A 15,315-nucleotide genomic window follows, 5' to 3' on the forward strand; every position below is an offset into this window, starting at 1 on the left:
ATTCTCTACACCGCTTCCCGCAACCAAGGAATCCCCAATGGCAACCAATCGCAGCGGTCGGGCCGAGGCCTCGGGACTGAAAGAAGAAGAGTCTTGCGCACAGGATTCATCCTTTGACCCTATGCAGATGCTGAGTGTGCTTCTCTTGCATTTTTGCTCAGGTGTCAAAGTAGGACATGTGACCCCTGAAATGTGAAGCTCTACGGGTACGCTTAAGGGGTACAGTCCTGATCACAGAGGTGAAGGAGATACTCATGGCTGAGAACACCCGTACCGAATCAGATTCGATGGGAACCGTTGAGGTTGCCGCAGATCGTTACTGGGGAGCACAAACCGAACGTTCACTGCACAATTTCGACATCGGCCGTAACACTTTCGTCTGGGGCCGCCCCATGGTGCGTGCACTGGGAACACTGAAGAAGGCCGCGGCACTGGCAAACGCCGAGCTGGGAGAGCTGCCCCAAGATATCGCAGACCTGATTGCACGCGCCGCCGATGAGGTCATCGAGGGCAAGCTTGACGACCATTTCCCGCTGGTTGTCTTCCAAACCGGTTCGGGCACTCAATCCAATATGAATGCCAACGAAGTGATCTCGAACCGCGCCATCGAACTTGCGGGTGGCGTCATGGGCTCCAAGACTCCCGTTCACCCAAACGACCACGTTAACCGTGGCCAGTCCTCAAATGACACCTTCCCCACCGCGATGCACATTGCCGTGGTTCAGGAGCTTCAGGCGATGTACCCGCGCGTCGAGCAGCTGCGCAACACCCTGGACAAGAAGTCGAAGGAATACGCCGACGTCGTCATGGTTGGCCGCACCCACCTGCAGGATGCAACGCCCATTACGCTTGGCCAGGTAATTTCCGGCTGGGTTGCACAGATCGACTTCGCACTTGACGGCATTCACTACGCGGATTCTCGTGCACGTGAACTGGCAATTGGCGGAACCGCGGTGGGAACCGGACTCAATGCTCACCCCGCATTCGGCCAGCTGGCTGCTCAGAAGATTTCTGAGGAAACCGGCATCGAGTTCAAGCAGGCCTCGAACCTGTTTGCAGCACTGGGCGCACACGACGCGCTGGTGCTGGTTTCTGGTGCGCTGCGCGTTCTGGCAGATGCACTCATGAAGATCGCCAACGATGTACGCTGGTACGCTTCCGGCCCGCGCGACGGCATCGGAGAGCTCATCATCCCCGAGAACGAGCCCGGATCGTCGATTATGCCCGGCAAGGTCAACCCGACCCAGTGCGAGGCCATGACTATGGTCGCAACCCAGGTCTTCGGCAACGACGCAACCGTCGGTTTCGCTGGTTCACAGGGCAACTTCCAGCTCAATGTGTTCAAGCCCGTCATGGCATGGAATGTTCTGGAATCGATCCGCCTCCTGGGTGACGCCTGCGTTTCCTTCGATATCCACTGCGCATACGGCATTGAGCCGAACCGCGAAAAGATTCAGCACCACTTGGATATCAACCTGATGCTGGTCACCGCACTGAACCGCCACATCGGTTATGACAAGGCCTCAAAGATCGCGAAGAACGCCCACCACAAGGGCATTTCACTTCGCGAGTCCGCTCTGGAGCTCGGTTTCGTCACGCCCGAAGAGTTCGATGCATGGGTTGTTCCCGCGGATATGACACACCCCAGCGCCGCTGACAAGTAAGCCTACTGGGTATCACGCGCAACTATGCCCCGGTTTGGATGGTGTCCAAACCGGGGCATAGTTGCGCGTATTAGAATACAAGCATCAATCTTGAAGGAAAGAGGATTCTGGTGGCACTTTTCGAACGTCAAACCGACGGCGGCTTCATTGTTGCGCTTCCATTTGAGAATGCATTTTCTTTGCTGGTTCAAGAAATACAAAAGCTGGGGTGGGGAATTCATATGGTTGACCCCACGACAGGTCACATTAATGCAACAACCGGTATGTCCATGCTGACCTTCGGTGAAACGATTTGGATCTCAGCCTTCTCCGTCCCGCAGGGCACATCGGTAGCAATGCGCGTTGAAGCTACAGGTTTTGCTCCCGCATTCCAGGGGAGGCAGAACCGTAAGAACATTAAGAAGCTTCGCGATAACATTTCGGTCTTTGCCCAGACCTTTGACGCCCAATAACTTTTGCTTCTACGGAACCTTCAGGAAGATTAGTACACTTTCGATTAACTGAAATCACAGGCTTTTTCACTGAGAGTGTCCTGAGAATACCCCTATGATTTCTTCGTGAGAAAGTCATTTGTTACTGCCGCCTGCGTAACGCTTCTTCTATTCGCAGGTCTTTTTATACCCGGCCTACGCGTCACCGTTCTGGTAACCGGTTTACTTGCGGCTATTTTCCTGCCCTTCACAGCAATCTGGAACCGTTCTGAAGCAGACGGCCCATCCTATGCGCACAATCTGGGCTACGCCCTTGTCATGGCATTGATTCTTCTCAGCCCATCTGTCACGGTTCTGTTGATCGACTCGGCAGCTTAATAGGCAGAACCTTTTTTATTTCGTGGGACGGCACTTCGTGGCCGTCCCACTTTTATGCCTGATCTGCATAAAAGACTCTTGACAAGAGCTCAAGAGCGCGAGAATAATAATTCATGGATGCACCAAAGAATCGCTGCATGCCACCTGTGATTTCATCGCGGTTTTCCGCCACCGCCAGATCGGCACTTCATTTCAACTTTCTCGTCTCCAAGGAGACATTATGAAAATCATCGACGAGAAGAGATCATCACTCGATAGCTTGATCTACGTCTTTTTCTTCCTTGGCACCCTTGGAATCGTCTTTTCATTGAAGGGAATGTTCAGCGATCAGCCGATGTTGTGGCTCTCCAAGCCACTCGCATGGGGCATCATCATTGGGTTTGTATTAACTCTTGCGGGATTGATCCTCAGGCTGGCGAATCTGGTCCAACTTTCACGGTCAATCCGCTGGATCGCGATCGCCTACAACTTCGCAATTCCATTCGTAACTCTGGGAGTTCTGATTGGAACCTTCCAGATGAACGCAATGCCCAGTTTTGGTGCTTTCCTCAACGAATACGCTGATGTGATCACCGCGCCAGCACTACTGCCATGGCTGTTCACAGGTACTCTTCTCTCCACCCTTTTCCTTCCATACAGGATGGGAGAACTCAAGTCCCACACTCCAACTTTCGGCTCGGAAACCGAAAAGACAGCATAGGTGAACACCTGTCATTCTGGGTGGTGAACAATCAAGTTCACCACCCAGATCTATTAGCGCCAGTAGGGGCTGACAACGACTTCGGCCTTCTGTAAGTCCTTCACTTCCGAATAGCCCGTCGAGGCCATTGTCCGCTTAAGGGCACCAATGAAGTTGAGCGTTCCATCCGCTCGCGTTGACGGCCCATAGAGAATCTCGCTAAAGGTCCCCGAGGTCCCCACACGAACACGGTGTCCTCGCGGAAGCTCTGGGTGAGTAGCCTCGGACCCCCAATGCCATCCACGTCCGGGAGCTTCTTCGGCGCGAGCCAGGGCCGCGCCCATCATGACGGCATCTGCTCCACAGGCAATCGCGCGTGTCATATCACCAGAGCGTCCAATCCCACCGTCTGCAATCACGTGGACATAACGACCACCCGATTCATCCATGTAATCACGACGCGCTGCAGCAACATCTGCGATCGCCGTTGCCATAGGCGCATGGACTCCAAGAGCCTGGCGCGTTGCATGCGCCGCTCCCCCTCCGAAGCCAACCAAAATGCCTGCGGCACCGGTACGCATAAGGTGCAGGGCAGCAGTATCTGTTGAGACACCGCCAACAATCACCGGAACGTCGAGTTCATAAATAAAACGTTTAAGGTTCAGAGGCTCCGCACGCGATGAAACATGCTCAGCTGAAACGGTAGTCCCACGGATGACGAAGAGGTCCACCCCGGCCTCGACAACTGCACGCCAGTAGCGCTGAGTGCGCTGGGGCGAGAGTTTTCCAGCGACAACGACACCTGCCTTGCGGATATATTCCAAACGTTCGGTGATGAGGTCTTCTTGAATGGGAGCAGAGTAAATCTGTTGCAGACGCGCAATCGACCCGTCTGCCGGAAGCTGCGCAATCTCATCCAAAATCGGCTGGGGATTTTCGTAGCGAGTCCATAATCCATCCAGGTCCAGAACGCCAATTCCACCGAGTTTGCCGAAGAGGATCGCAGTATCGGGACTCATCACCGAGTCCATAGGTGCTGCCATGATGGGGACGTCGACGTGATACGCATCGATCTGCCAACCAACATTCACATCCGCGGGATCCCTGGTCCGGCGTGCCGAAACTAGTGCAATGTCATCCAAGGTGTACGCGCGACGACCACGTTTTCCCCGACCAATTTCGACCTCGTTAGCCATGCCGCCATTCTAGTCGCACAATCTCGCCGGATGCGTCACCAAGGGGCGCAAGACACGAAGCCTTCCCACCGCATTAATGTAAGGCATTTCACATATTGTCTACATGGCGATACGGCTTTACATTCGATCAATAACACCTGTGGACACATGACAAAACGCCCAAAAATTTTACTTTAATTTTATTTTCTTTATGAGGATGCCTTGGCTAAACTTCACCAGTTCCTCACCTTTACTCAATCGCGATTTTCCCTTGAAGTGAAAGAGAAAAAGCCCCTTCATAAAACACTTGAAACGGGCTGAGTAGACAGGCACACTGTGTATGTCATCACAGAGATACACCTACTACCGGTGTTCGTCATTTGATCCGCAGGAGGTCACCATGTTGACAGCAGCAGCTGCCGTTACCAAGGATTTCCGACGCAGTTCACGCACGGAAAACCGTAACCGTCAGGATGTATCGCGCCGTACAAGCGAACGCGCACCCCGGAAGCTCGGATCGCGAGATCGCGCTCAGATGCCCTGCGCATACACGCGTTTTTCCTTCCCCTTGCCTTTGCATCCCTGATCACTGGTCAGTTCCACTCTGTCCCGCTTCTTCGTCGAAGCGGGACACTTTTTTGTGCCGCGAACTGAAAAACTGGACGCAAATGACAATGCGCTGATGCACACTTAAGTCATGGCAGACACACACCCCCATTCTTGGGCTCAGCTTCCCTGGCTGGGCTTCGATACCGAAACGACAGGCGTCAACCCCCATCGCGACCGTCTTGTCAGTGCGGCTCTGGTTCTGCGCAGCGAAGGCGCATCTGGATCACCCAATTCCGACGCCATTACAACGTGGTTGGCTGATCCGGGCGTCGATATCCCGGATACAGCCGCACAAATCCACGGCATTACCACCCAGTACGCACGCAGCCATGGACGTCCCATCGAAGAAGTCCTCGAAGAAGTGGCATCTGCACTGACAGCACACATGGCGCAGGGCTACCCAGTCGTTGCCTTTAATGGAAGCTACGATCTGACCCTGCTCGAAGAAGAGCTTCGCCGTCACTCGCTTCCAACACTCAGCGACAGACTCGGAACCCCAGAACCGGCACCGATCATTGATCCCCTGGTCTTGGACCGCCATCTTGAGCGCTACCGCAAAGGAAAGAAGCAGCTGTCATTAATGGCAGCGGCTTACGGTGTTCCGGTCTCAGAAAACGCACACACTGCCGAATACGACGTAATCATGACCCTTGACGTATTGGCTGCTATTGCTCGGAAATATCCGGACTGTGCATCTAAAGACTGCCGGGAAATCCACACCTTCCAAAAGGACGCCCACGCAGCTTGGGCAGAAAACTTTGAGAATTTCATGCGTTCAAAGGGCAGGGAGACACACATCGATCGCCGCTGGCCCCTGCAATAAGGACACACCGCAAATACATTAAGGGCACGGCTTTAAGCCGTGCCCTTAAAGACTTCCTACTGACGAATCACTTCGCCGAAGAGTGATAGTTCGGAGCCTCAGTCGTCATCTGGATGTCATGCGGGTGCGATTCACGCAAGCCTGCAGAGGTGATGCGAACGAAACGACCATTACGCTTGACCGCGTCAATCGTCGAGGCACCCAGGTAGAACATCGTCTGATGCAGACCGCCAACCAGCTGGTAGACAACTGCAGCGAGCGAACCGGTGTACGGAACCTGGCCCTCGATGCCCTCGGGAACGATCTTGTCGTCCGAAGAGACATCGGCTTGGAAGTAGCGATCCTTCGAGTACGACTTGCGTCCGCGCGAACTCATCGCGCCCAAAGAGCCCATGCCACGGTAGCGCTTGTACTGCTTGCCATTCGTGAAGACGACCTCGCCGGGCGATTCCTCGCAGCCAGCAAGAAGCGAACCCAGCATGACGGTGTCCGCGCCGGCAACAATTGCCTTACCGATATCACCGGAGTACTGCAGGCCGCCATCAGCAATCAGAGGCACACCTGCCGGCTTGCACGCAAGAGATGCCAAATAGATCGCAGTCACCTGAGGTACACCCACGCCCGCAACAACACGCGTTGTACAAATTGAACCCGGGCCAACACCCACCTTCACAGCGTCAACGCCTGCATCAATCAGAGCCTGAGCACCTTCGGTTGTTGCGACATTGCCGCCAATGATCTGAACACCATCGAAAGAAGAGTCAGCCTTGATCTTTCGGATCATTTCCAGAGCCAAGGCAGCACCACCGTTAGCGGTATCAACAACTAGGACGTCAACGCCGGCATCACGAAGCGCACAGGCGCGTTCCCAAGTGTCTCCCCAGTAGCCAACTGCAGCACCGACCATCAGACGACCGCGATCATCCTTCGTCGCATTCGGATACTGCTCAGTCTTCACAAAGTCCTTCACAGTGATCAGACCGGTCAGATGCCCGTCCTCATCGATAATCGGCAGCTTCTCAACACGATTTGTCGCAAGCAGTGCCTTCGCTTCCTCACGACTGGTCCCAACCTTGCCCGTCACCAGACGTTCGCGAGGAGTCATACAGTCACGAACCTTCAGTGTTGACCACTGATCGGTAGGAACAAAACGCAGATCGCGGTTCGTAATAATGCCAATGAGCTGCTGCTGATCGTCAACAACGGGAAGGCCTGAGACACGGTAGTGGCCACACAAACGATCCAGTTCCTCGATGGTTGCATCGGGACCAATAGTCACCGGGTCCTCAACCATTCCTGATTCAGAACGCTTCACCTGACGAACTTGGGACGCTTGCTCTTCAATCGAGAGGTTTCGGTGCAAGATTCCAATACCGCCCTGGCGAGCCATTGCAATCGCCATGCGCGCCTCGGTCACCGTATCCATCGCTGCGGAAAGCAGAGGAATACGCAGGCGAATCTTCTTCGTCAACTGAGCAGATGTATCAACCTCAGAGGGAACAACATCGGTCAGTTCAGGAAGAAGCAGAACGTCATCGTAGGTCAGTCCGGTCAAAGCAAAAGGATCATTGTGAATGTCTGCCATGAACAGAGTCTAGGCCCGAAAGTGGGCCAGAGCATACTGGGTTTGACCTAAAACCCAGTATGCGTGGCTAAGCTCACCCCAGAAAAGTGAGAGCAGAAGCGGACTAGGCCTCTTCTTCTGCCTTCTCCTTCAAAGCCAGAGCAAAGCACGGGGTATTACCAACCTGCGGCAGAAGCAGCATCTGCGCGACGTGGTAGGCATCCGCCTTCCCTTCCCAGGTCGTCCCAGACTCCACACCCGAGGCGTCAACTTCGTGGATCCAGCGACCGGTGGCCTCGCGAAGGTAGCGGTCCGCCCAATCAGCCCACTGCGCATACAGAGAACTCAGCTCCGCAACACGCGCGTCGTCTCCGGCCTCTTCATGAACGCGACCTAAGACACATGCAGAATTGACGGCCTCGCACAGCACCCAGTGCATGCGAGTATCCACAACCGCGCGCCCATCCCAGTCAGTGGTGTAAACGAAACCTTCCGCACCATGTTTATCCCAGCCATCAGAGCAGGCACGGTTGAAAAGCTGCTCAGCAGCTTCGAGCATCCAATCGTCGCTCTCTCCCATAGCCAAGAAGGCCGCACGAGTGTGGAGGATCAGTCGTGCCCATTCCATCCCATGTCCGGGGGTTGCGCCATAGGGACGGAAAGGATCCGAAGGACGATCGATATTGTGATCGGGAAGCATATTCCACTCGACATCGAAGTGTTCGGGAATGCGCCAATGCAGCTGCTCAGCGACCTTGGCAACGAAACGACAGATTCCACGTGCACGATCCAGCCAGATACGCTCTCCCGTCGCATCATAAGCAGCTAGGTAAGCCTCAACGGTGTGCATATTTGCGTTGACACCACGGTAGGTCTCGCCACGAGTGTAATCGCGGTTCCAGGATTCACAGACGCGCCCAAACTGAGGCTCCCACCAATGGAGCTCTTGGTCAGCCAGCGCACGATCAAGAAGCTCACGGGCACCCGGACGTCCAAGCACTGTTGCAGCGCTTGAGCAGAGGATGACAAATGCATGTGCGTATGCCTGCTTCAGACCGTCATTGGCTGGTTCAATCGCCTTCCAATGCGGGCCATCCTCGCGTTCAACAATCTCTGTCACGAGCCCGGAGAACCAGCCGCCATATTCAGCATCGTGCAGAGGGCCTTCAGTCAGGCAACGAATACCATGATCAACCAGGGGGATCGCCCAGTCGTAACCCTTAAGCGCCGCGAGCGCGAAAACATAGGTCATTCGCCCAGTAATCCACAGTTCAACTGGCTTTGAAGGATCCACTACCCCATTGCGATCCATGTACCCGAAACCGCAATCTACAACCGAGCCCGCCGCAAAATGAACAAGTTCTTCGAATTCTTCATCGAAGGCTTCGATAAGCTGGCGATCTTCCCACGGGGTCATCTTTAATCCTCTGTGCATGCCGCACCTGCGCGACCTAATAGATACGCGTCTACGCTAACACGTTGCAAGAACATGCAGTAATTGAACGAGGTAACGCAAAAGAACTCAGCGAACAGAGGCTGCGGGGGCCTTCGCACCCAGCAAGGCCAAAGTCTCTTCAACACACGCTGAGACCGTACGAACGCGAAGAACATGGTCGTCCAGAACGCGCGGGGATTGAGTTCCCACCTCGATGACGTCGATTCCGTGGTTGTGAACTGCCGCAGAGACGAAGTTCTTGCAGTCCTCACCCTGTCCCATGGTGATAAGAGCAGCGACATGCGAATCGATATTTTCAACAAAAGCATCAAGTTTTTCGCGGCCACCAGTCCAGCCACGGCTACACGCTCCCAGCACCACGACATTCGGGCCGTACCACCGCAGGGCGACTCCAATGACATGCGCGGGAAGAAGATGCGCACGATCGCCCAAAATAATGATGCTGGGCGAAGAGGGGAACTTGGGTTCGGGACGTTGTTCTGACATCACGCGAAGAACGTCATACATCGCTTGACTGAGCATTGACGAACCTGCGATACCCGGAATTTCACCGTGATAATCAGTAGCCATGATTTCAAAAGCGGGTTCGACCAAAAGCATCCATGTATGAAGCAGGCCTTTTTCACTGACACTTGCTTCGATGAGATGAACAAGACGGTCTCGATCACCTGCTTGTGCGGCAACAACCAGTTCATCTGCCGTACGCGGGGGGCGAACTTCCTCCAGCTCTCCCTTATCTTGAGCAAGGACGATCGCAGCAGAATCAGCGGGAGTGACTCCGCTTTGGATCAGCTCGATCATATGCGTCAGTCTGGCAACATCTTCCGGAAGGTAGCGACGGTGACTACCCGCGGAGCGCTCTCCGGGCCCCAGACCGTAGCGCCTTTCCCAGGTTCGCAGTGTCGAGGCCGAAACACCGAGTTTGGCAGAAACTGCAGTGACGGTCAGCGGCGCATCGTGAGCAGCGGGAGGCACGAGCTGTGCACGGGGCATGGCCACTCCTGACGTGTTGAAGGATACCTAAGTGAATGCTACCTAATTGATTGTCAGATTTCCTTCTTGCCTTTTCCAGTCGAGCGGTCAGATTTTGTCCGCTGACAGCTAAGAACGACTATGTAACGGGCAACAAAATTACGCTTTCAGTATTTCTGCAGCATTTCGTTATCTCCTGTAATAATGCGGTTTTCAGCGTTACTTCGGCCGGCTCAAGTTTCCTGTGAAACAACTATGATTCACTGAAGGGGCCTTGAATAACTCTTGCACAATTCGGTACTCTTTTTGCAGTCTTTCTCGCCGAGAACGTCTCGCGCAGGGAAATGCAATGAATGGAGGTACTCATGTCTGACGTCTCTCGACTGCCAGGCCCGTCGATTGACGCGTGGGAATGGCAGTACCAGGGCGCCTGTCGCGACCTCGATACGGAACTTTTCTTCCACCCCGAAGGTGAACGCGGTTCAACCCGTCGTCGCCGTGCCGCCAACGCAAAAGCCATTTGCGCAACTTGTCCTGTCATTGAGCAGTGCCGCGAGTATGCTCTGCGAGCTCAGGAACCCTATGGAATCTGGGGCGGCATGACTGAAGAAGAACGTCGCGAAGAAATTCAGCGCCGTCGTATTCGTCGAGTTTCCTGACCCCCTCACAACGTCACCTCGAACTCGCTCGGGTCGGTGTCCCGAGCGAGTTTCTTTTACCTAGTGTCAACCGCTTCCCTATTCCCCGCTCTCTTCCCCTATTCCCCACTCTCTATGGAATAGACTGAAACCCATCCCCGTCATCCCGTGCGAAATGCGAAAGGTGCCCCATGGAATCTCGAGGCCTCGGCAAGCAGAGAATCATCGCCATTCTTCTTCTTGCATGCGCTGTTGTTCTTGTTGCTGCTGCTGTCTGGTGGACCAGCCGGCCGTCAACGTCTCAACCCCAAGCGACGGCCTCGGCTAGCGCAACTCCGATGCAGCAAACACAGGCAACTACCGCTTCCCCACAGCAAGCCCAAGCATCCTACGCGCAGACCGTTACCGATCAACAGGGACTCGACATCATCCACTCTCAGCAGCGTCGTGATGCCAATGACGCGCGAGCAAAGGGTTCGATCGACGCTCCCGTCGTGATGGTGCTTTACTCTGATTTCTCTTGCCCCTACTGCACGCGTTTCGCGCAGCAAGTCGAACCGCAATTGCAAGATCTGGTCGATAACGGGACCTTGCGAATTGAGTGGCGCGATCTGGCACAAATCTCACAGTCTTCCCCTCTTGCCGCTCAGGCTGGCATTGCCGCAGCCAACCAGGGACGTTTCTGGGAGTTCGTGAGTGCAGCCTATGGCGAGGCCAACCCATCCGGCCACCCCGAGTACACGATGGATTCTTTGACCGCTTTGGCGCAGAAGGCGGGCGTCCCCGATATCTCGCGCTTCCAAGCCGATACCAACGATCCCGAAACGGCGGCAGAAGTCAAACAGGCCCAAAACGACGCCTACAAGATCGGCATCCAAGGCACACCTTTCATGTTCATTGGCGATAGCTTTATCTCAGGCTTCCGCGATACCGACTACGTGCGGGCAACTATCCAGAACCAGGCAGAACACCTCAAGAAGTGAATCCTCTTATTGCATTCCTCGGTGGAGTATTGACACTGCTCGCACCGTGCTCCGTCATGCTTCTGCCCGCCTTCTTTTCCTACGCGTTTCAATCTCCGCGGAAATTGATCGCTCGCTGCGGGATATTTTGGCTGGGCTTACTCACTCCGCTGATCCCGCTGGGAGCAGCGTTATCAAGCGTTGTCACGCTGATTAGAGAACACTCGGCCTTCATTACCCACATCATCGCCCTTTTGGTGATTATTGCTGGACTGATCACGCTCTTCTCCTTGGATCTTCCTGTTTTCCGCGTACGTTCCCTAGAAACGGCTTCTCAGTCACGTGATACCGCATGGGCGGTCTACCTCTTGGGTATTACCTATGGAATTGCAGGGGTTGGTTGCGCAGGTCCCATCCTTGGAGCAGTACTGGCAACTTCCTCTTTGGGCGGTTCAGTCGTAGAAGGCATTATCGCAGTCGTTTTCTATTCCGCTGGAATGGCATTTCCCCTTTTGGTGCTCGCACTACTTTGGCAGCATTCCGCGGGGCGTATCCAAGCGATCGTGCGACCGAAGCCCTTAACTCTGTTCAAGCGTCAGACGACGTGGACAAATGTAGTCTCTGGACTGGTTCTCATCATTTTGGGTCTCACAATTTTCAAAATCGACTTGAGTAACCCTCTTGGCGGGATCGTCTCCATTGACACTCTTGCGTCGTGGGAAGAATCCATCATGGGACTTTTTGGAGCACTACCCACATGGGTGATCACCCTTGCAGGAGCACTCATTATCGGCGCTATTGTTGCCCTGCTCTGGAAACCGCGCTCTGCTTCTCTTCCCTCTTCCACGCCCTCGGAAGATCAGCAGGACTAGCGCGATTGCCACTAGCGCAGTCACGACGAGTAACAGCGCTAACAGCATCACTAGCCGTACTAACACCGCCAGCGGTAACACCGCCAGCGGTAGCGCCGATGCAGTAAGTAACAGCCACGCATCTGCACTCAGAACGCAAAAAGTGGTGAGCCAGGAGGTTCACTCCGGGCTCACCACTTCATGCATCACGCGGATGCATGAACGTCTATTCAGCGCTCAACAATTGCCAGCACGTCACGTGCAGACAGGATCTGCAGTTCTTCGCCGTCGTACTTGACTTCGGTGCCACCGTAACGGCTGAAGATCACGTGGTCGCCGACCTTGACGTCCACGGGGACGCGGTTGCCGTTGTCGTCAACGCGTCCGGGGCCCACTGCCAGAACTTCGCCTTCCTGCGGCTTTTCCTTAGCGGCATCGGGAATGTACAGACCGGAAGCGGTCTTCTCTTCGCTGTCAACCTGACGGATGACAATACGATCTTCGAGGGGCTTGATGGTGATAGCCATTTCAGCACTCCCTTTCTTCTCATAACGATTAATGTCATCCCGTCCCTGCCGTCGCGGGGGTCAGGTTTGGGATCGCATGTGTGCTTACCCACTCAGTCTAGGGCTCGATTGGCACTCTAGCAAGCTGAGTGCCAATGCTGTCTACCGCCTCCACTCAGCCTCCCACACGCCCCATATCTTTTCTCTAATTCCCTGAAATTCCGCAACAATAGAGACCATGTCCTCCATTGATCCACTCTGCTGCTCCCCCGGACGTGAACTTCTTGCCCAATGGGAAGAAAACGAGGAATACCGCCACCTCTCACCCATGGAGCTCAGTTTGGCAATCCGCGCGCAAACGGATGACCCGGCCACGGCCTCGGCAATCGCCTCTCAACTGCAGTTACGCACCCAGGCGGAAGGAAAATTCGGCTCTCTTGCGCGCACAATGCTGTGGACGCGCGACGGCTACGAACAAGCAACGCGATGGGTTCTTGCCCGCGAGCACGCCGCGCGCTTCGTGGGTTCCGGCGCAACGCATATCGGAGACCTCGGATGCGGGATCGGCGCAGATTCCCTTGCTTTCGCGCGTGCGGGCATGCGGGTTACTTCGTACGACATCAATGACGAGGCACTTTCCGCCGCTCGCGAAAACCTTTCCTCGTTCCCCTCCACTCGCGTTGAGAAACGCGATGTGAGCACGCTGGGTCCTGAAGATTTCGAGGCGGAAGGTTTCGACGCGCTTTTCGCTGACCCCGCGCGCCGAACAGGAAAACAGGGTGGTTCCAAGCGCATTTCTTCGCCCTCGGATTGGTCCCCTTCTTTGGACCGCGTTTTGTCTTGGGCGCAGTATGTCCCGCGCTTAGGGGTAAAAGTTGCGCCGGGTATCCCCTACGAACTTATTCCTTCCCAGTTCCACGCGCGCTGGACCAGTGTTGATGGAGATCTTCTCGAGGCCGCGCTGTGGTCTCCTTCCCTGGCCAGCGAAGGGGCAGGGCGCTCAGCATGCGTCATCACCCACGATGAGGTCCGTACCCTTGAGGACCCCCAAACACCTTTCGCCGATTCGCCTGCCCGGCAGGCAATAGTTGGGCAGCTGGGGAGCTACCTCTACGAGCCAGATTCTGCGGTTATTCGCGCGGGTATGGTTGCAAGGCTCAGCGAGGATCTCGACGCGCATCTGATCAGCGAATCGATTGCCTACCTCAGCGCATCGCAGTTGATCCCCACTGCCTTCGCGGCAATATTCGAAGTCATCGACCAGGTCAACCTGCGCGCTAAAAATATTCAACAGGCACTTCGAGCACACGATATTGGACGTGTCGAGGTCAAGAAACGCGGCGCCGACATTCAACCCGATGTGCTGCGCAAGTCCCTCAAACTCACGGGGAGTCAGCCGGGTGTCGTTATCGCCACGCGAATTGGCCAATCACACCGGGCAATTATTGCCCGACGAATCAGTGCCGGGGAAGCATAGAGGTTTGCGTCAAGGGCATACCGGAATCGGGAGAGAAATCCCAATCTGACGGTTCAACCCCTGCACGCACAAGCTCTGAGCCCATGGCGGCAATCTGTGCCCCATTGTCCGTGCAAAAACGCAGCGGAGGCATGCGTACTTCCAAACCTGCAGCCTTACCGCGCTCAGCCAGCAACGCACGAAGTCGGGAATTAGCGGAGAAGCCACCGCCCACAACGATCGTCGAGCATCCGTGATCGAGTGCAGCGCGAACTGCTTTCGCCGTTAAGGAATCGTTGACGGCCTCGGAAAAGCCCGCGCAAATATCCTCAGCGGGAATTTCCTCACCACGTTCTTTAAGGCCTTCAACATAGCGGGCGACCGCGGTCTTGAGGCCCGAGAAAGAGAAGTTGTACTTGTGGCGTTCCTGATCTTTGCCAGCTGCCAGACCTCGCGGGAAACGGATAGCAGTGGGGTCGCCCTTTTGTGAGAGGCGGTCGACGTGCGGACCACCCGGGTAGGGAAGGTCAAGGAGACGTCCGACCTTATCGAAGGCCTCGCCAGCAGCATCATCAAGGGTTCCACCGAGCTCACGAACATCCGTTGCGATGTCATTAATGAGCAGAAGATTCGAGTGGCCACCGGAAACAACCAGTCCGATAAAACGTTCGGGCAGAGGACCTTCAGCGAGCTTATCGACCGCAAGGTGACCAATCACGTGATTGACCCCGTACAGCGGTTTTCCAATTGAGGAGGCCAGTGCCTTAGCCGCACAGATACCAACCGTGAGGGAACCCACCAAGCCGGGACCAGCAGCAACGGCCACCGCATCGACATCGTCAAGAGTCACGCCGGCTTCATCAAGGGCGCTATCAAGCGTGGGAAGGAAAGACTCAAGGTGAGCGCGCGAAGCGATTTCGGGGATAATTCCGCCGTAACGGGCGTATTGATCCATTGATGTAGCCGTGCGATCAACCAGGAGCTCGCAGCCGCGCACCAGCGCAACGCCCGTTTCATCGCAGGTTGACTCGATACCCAGTACTAAAGGCTCTTTTTCACTCACCCGGCCCAGTTTAGTCCGCTGCTGTGCTTGGTGCATTCGCCCCGACCTTCCTACAAAAAGGTGTGGGGACGACCCTAATGGATCGTCC

At 55.2% G+C, this 15,315-nt stretch carries 17 protein-coding genes; 11 read left to right on the top strand and 6 right to left on the bottom strand.

The genetic code is table 11. From position 1 onward, the window contains the following. Positions 1-37: 37 nt before the first annotated feature. The 5 genes from KHW85_RS01400 to KHW85_RS01420 all read left to right on the top strand — a co-directional run bounded on the left by KHW85_RS01400 (position 38) and on the right by KHW85_RS01420 (position 3,173). Positions 38-196, top strand: a complete 159-nt coding sequence (locus tag KHW85_RS01400) for a hypothetical protein (protein WP_291458489.1) — start codon at positions 38-40, stop codon at positions 194-196. 58 nt (positions 197-254) lie between these two features. Next, positions 255-1,664, top strand: a complete 1,410-nt coding sequence (gene fumC, locus KHW85_RS01405; protein ID WP_178705492.1) for a class II fumarate hydratase — start codon at positions 255-257, stop codon at positions 1,662-1,664. Positions 1,665-1,774: 110 nt separating this feature from the next. Then, positions 1,775-2,116 carry a hypothetical protein gene (locus tag KHW85_RS01410; RefSeq protein WP_291458490.1) on the top strand — a complete coding sequence of 114 codons (342 nt, stop codon included), beginning with the start codon at positions 1,775-1,777 and terminating at the stop codon, positions 2,114-2,116. Positions 2,117-2,221: 105 nt separating this feature from the next. Continuing rightward, positions 2,222-2,473, top strand: coding sequence for a hypothetical protein (locus KHW85_RS01415; RefSeq protein WP_291458491.1), 252 nt, complete (start codon positions 2,222-2,224; stop codon positions 2,471-2,473). Between the two features lie 220 nt (positions 2,474-2,693). Beyond that, positions 2,694-3,173, top strand: a complete 480-nt coding sequence (locus KHW85_RS01420; RefSeq protein ID WP_291458492.1) for a hypothetical protein — start codon at positions 2,694-2,696, stop codon at positions 3,171-3,173. Positions 3,174-3,226: 53 nt separating this feature from the next. Here KHW85_RS01420 and KHW85_RS01425 read toward each other — a convergent pair whose 3' ends face one another. Then, positions 3,227-4,348: a GuaB3 family IMP dehydrogenase-related protein gene (locus KHW85_RS01425; protein WP_178705482.1), complete on the bottom strand. Its 1,122-nt coding sequence runs from the start codon at positions 4,346-4,348 to the stop codon at positions 3,227-3,229. Positions 4,349-4,727: 379 nt separating this feature from the next. Here KHW85_RS01425 and KHW85_RS01430 point away from each other — a divergent pair, with 379 nt between their 5' ends. Then, complete coding sequence (locus tag KHW85_RS01430; RefSeq protein WP_009408862.1) at positions 4,728-4,913, top strand: hypothetical protein; 186 nt, start codon at positions 4,728-4,730, stop codon at positions 4,911-4,913. A 111-nt stretch (positions 4,914-5,024) separates the two neighbouring features. Then, entirely contained in the window at positions 5,025-5,759 is a 735-nt protein-coding gene (locus KHW85_RS01435) for an exonuclease domain-containing protein (protein ID WP_291458493.1), read from the top strand. 67 nt (positions 5,760-5,826) lie between these two features. On the opposite strand, the gene guaB is transcribed toward KHW85_RS01435, so the two are convergent. The 3 genes from guaB to KHW85_RS01450 form a co-directional block, all read right to left on the bottom strand. Next, on the bottom strand, positions 5,827-7,344 hold the full coding sequence (gene guaB / locus KHW85_RS01440; protein ID WP_178705473.1) for an IMP dehydrogenase: 1,518 nt from the start codon (positions 7,342-7,344) through the stop codon (positions 5,827-5,829). Between the two features lie 103 nt (positions 7,345-7,447). After that, positions 7,448-8,740: an AGE family epimerase/isomerase gene (locus KHW85_RS01445; protein WP_291458494.1), complete on the bottom strand. Its 1,293-nt coding sequence runs from the start codon at positions 8,738-8,740 to the stop codon at positions 7,448-7,450. A 105-nt stretch (positions 8,741-8,845) separates the two neighbouring features. After that, a complete protein-coding gene (locus KHW85_RS01450; RefSeq protein WP_178705467.1) occupies positions 8,846-9,772 on the bottom strand; it encodes a MerR family transcriptional regulator in 927 nt (308 codons plus the stop codon). 344 nt (positions 9,773-10,116) lie between these two features. Between KHW85_RS01450 and KHW85_RS01455 the strand changes: the two genes are divergently transcribed. From KHW85_RS01455 to KHW85_RS01465, 3 genes are all read left to right on the top strand, one after another. Then, positions 10,117-10,410 carry a WhiB family transcriptional regulator gene (locus tag KHW85_RS01455; protein WP_009408838.1) on the top strand — a complete coding sequence of 98 codons (294 nt, stop codon included), beginning with the start codon at positions 10,117-10,119 and terminating at the stop codon, positions 10,408-10,410. Between the two features lie 170 nt (positions 10,411-10,580). Further along, positions 10,581-11,372 (top strand): thioredoxin domain-containing protein, encoded by a 792-nt coding sequence (locus tag KHW85_RS01460; protein ID WP_291458495.1) that lies wholly within the window; start codon positions 10,581-10,583, stop codon positions 11,370-11,372. After that, the gene (locus KHW85_RS01465; RefSeq protein ID WP_178705460.1) at positions 11,369-12,223 is read left to right on the top strand and encodes a cytochrome c biogenesis CcdA family protein; all 855 of its coding nucleotides are present in this window, start codon (positions 11,369-11,371) and stop codon (positions 12,221-12,223) included. Before KHW85_RS01460 ends, KHW85_RS01465 begins: the two co-directional genes overlap by 4 nt. 209 nt (positions 12,224-12,432) lie before the next feature. On the opposite strand, the gene groES is transcribed toward KHW85_RS01465, so the two are convergent. Beyond that, positions 12,433-12,729 (bottom strand): co-chaperone GroES, encoded by a 297-nt coding sequence (groES, locus tag KHW85_RS01470; RefSeq protein WP_009408834.1) that lies wholly within the window; start codon positions 12,727-12,729, stop codon positions 12,433-12,435. A 217-nt stretch (positions 12,730-12,946) separates the two neighbouring features. Between groES and KHW85_RS01475 the strand changes: the two genes are divergently transcribed. Then, positions 12,947-14,185, top strand: a complete 1,239-nt coding sequence (locus KHW85_RS01475; RefSeq protein WP_291458496.1) for a methyltransferase domain-containing protein — start codon at positions 12,947-12,949, stop codon at positions 14,183-14,185. On the opposite strand, the gene tsaD is transcribed toward KHW85_RS01475, so the two are convergent. Continuing rightward, the gene (gene tsaD, locus KHW85_RS01480) at positions 14,166-15,263 is read right to left on the bottom strand and encodes a tRNA (adenosine(37)-N6)-threonylcarbamoyltransferase complex transferase subunit TsaD (protein ID WP_178705457.1); all 1,098 of its coding nucleotides are present in this window, start codon (positions 15,261-15,263) and stop codon (positions 14,166-14,168) included. The genes KHW85_RS01475 and tsaD overlap by 20 nt on opposite strands. Positions 15,264-15,315: the final 52 nt, after the last annotated feature.

The organism is Actinomyces sp. oral taxon 181, from assembly GCF_018370895.1.
Classification (GTDB): Bacteria; Actinomycetota; Actinomycetes; order Actinomycetales; family Actinomycetaceae; genus Pauljensenia.

Excerpts from the sequence above, each read along its gene's own strand:
- KHW85_RS01475 (WP_291458496.1), top strand. The coding sequence starts at position 12,947 with ATGTCCTCCATTGATCCACTCTGCTGCTCCCCCGGACGTGAACTTCTT.
- KHW85_RS01450 (WP_178705467.1), bottom strand. The coding sequence starts at position 9,772 with ATGCCCCGTGCACAGCTCGTGCCTCCCGCTGCTCACGATGCGCCGCTG.
- KHW85_RS01445 (WP_291458494.1), bottom strand. The coding sequence starts at position 8,740 with ATGACCCCGTGGGAAGATCGCCAGCTTATCGAAGCCTTCGATGAAGAA.
- KHW85_RS01420 (WP_291458492.1), top strand. The coding sequence starts at position 2,694 with ATGAAAATCATCGACGAGAAGAGATCATCACTCGATAGCTTGATCTAC.
- KHW85_RS01425 (WP_178705482.1), bottom strand. The coding sequence starts at position 4,348 with ATGGCTAACGAGGTCGAAATTGGTCGGGGAAAACGTGGTCGTCGCGCG.
- tsaD (WP_178705457.1), bottom strand. The coding sequence starts at position 15,263 with ATGCACCAAGCACAGCAGCGGACTAAACTGGGCCGGGTGAGTGAAAAA.
- KHW85_RS01400 (WP_291458489.1), top strand. The coding sequence starts at position 38 with ATGGCAACCAATCGCAGCGGTCGGGCCGAGGCCTCGGGACTGAAAGAA.
- guaB (WP_178705473.1), bottom strand. The coding sequence starts at position 7,344 with ATGGCAGACATTCACAATGATCCTTTTGCTTTGACCGGACTGACCTAC.
- KHW85_RS01460 (WP_291458495.1), top strand. The coding sequence starts at position 10,581 with ATGGAATCTCGAGGCCTCGGCAAGCAGAGAATCATCGCCATTCTTCTT.
- groES (WP_009408834.1), bottom strand. The coding sequence starts at position 12,729 with ATGGCTATCACCATCAAGCCCCTCGAAGATCGTATTGTCATCCGTCAG.
- fumC (WP_178705492.1), top strand. The coding sequence starts at position 255 with ATGGCTGAGAACACCCGTACCGAATCAGATTCGATGGGAACCGTTGAG.
- KHW85_RS01455 (WP_009408838.1), top strand. The coding sequence starts at position 10,117 with ATGTCTGACGTCTCTCGACTGCCAGGCCCGTCGATTGACGCGTGGGAA.
- KHW85_RS01435 (WP_291458493.1), top strand. The coding sequence starts at position 5,025 with ATGGCAGACACACACCCCCATTCTTGGGCTCAGCTTCCCTGGCTGGGC.
- KHW85_RS01430 (WP_009408862.1), top strand. The coding sequence starts at position 4,728 with ATGTTGACAGCAGCAGCTGCCGTTACCAAGGATTTCCGACGCAGTTCA.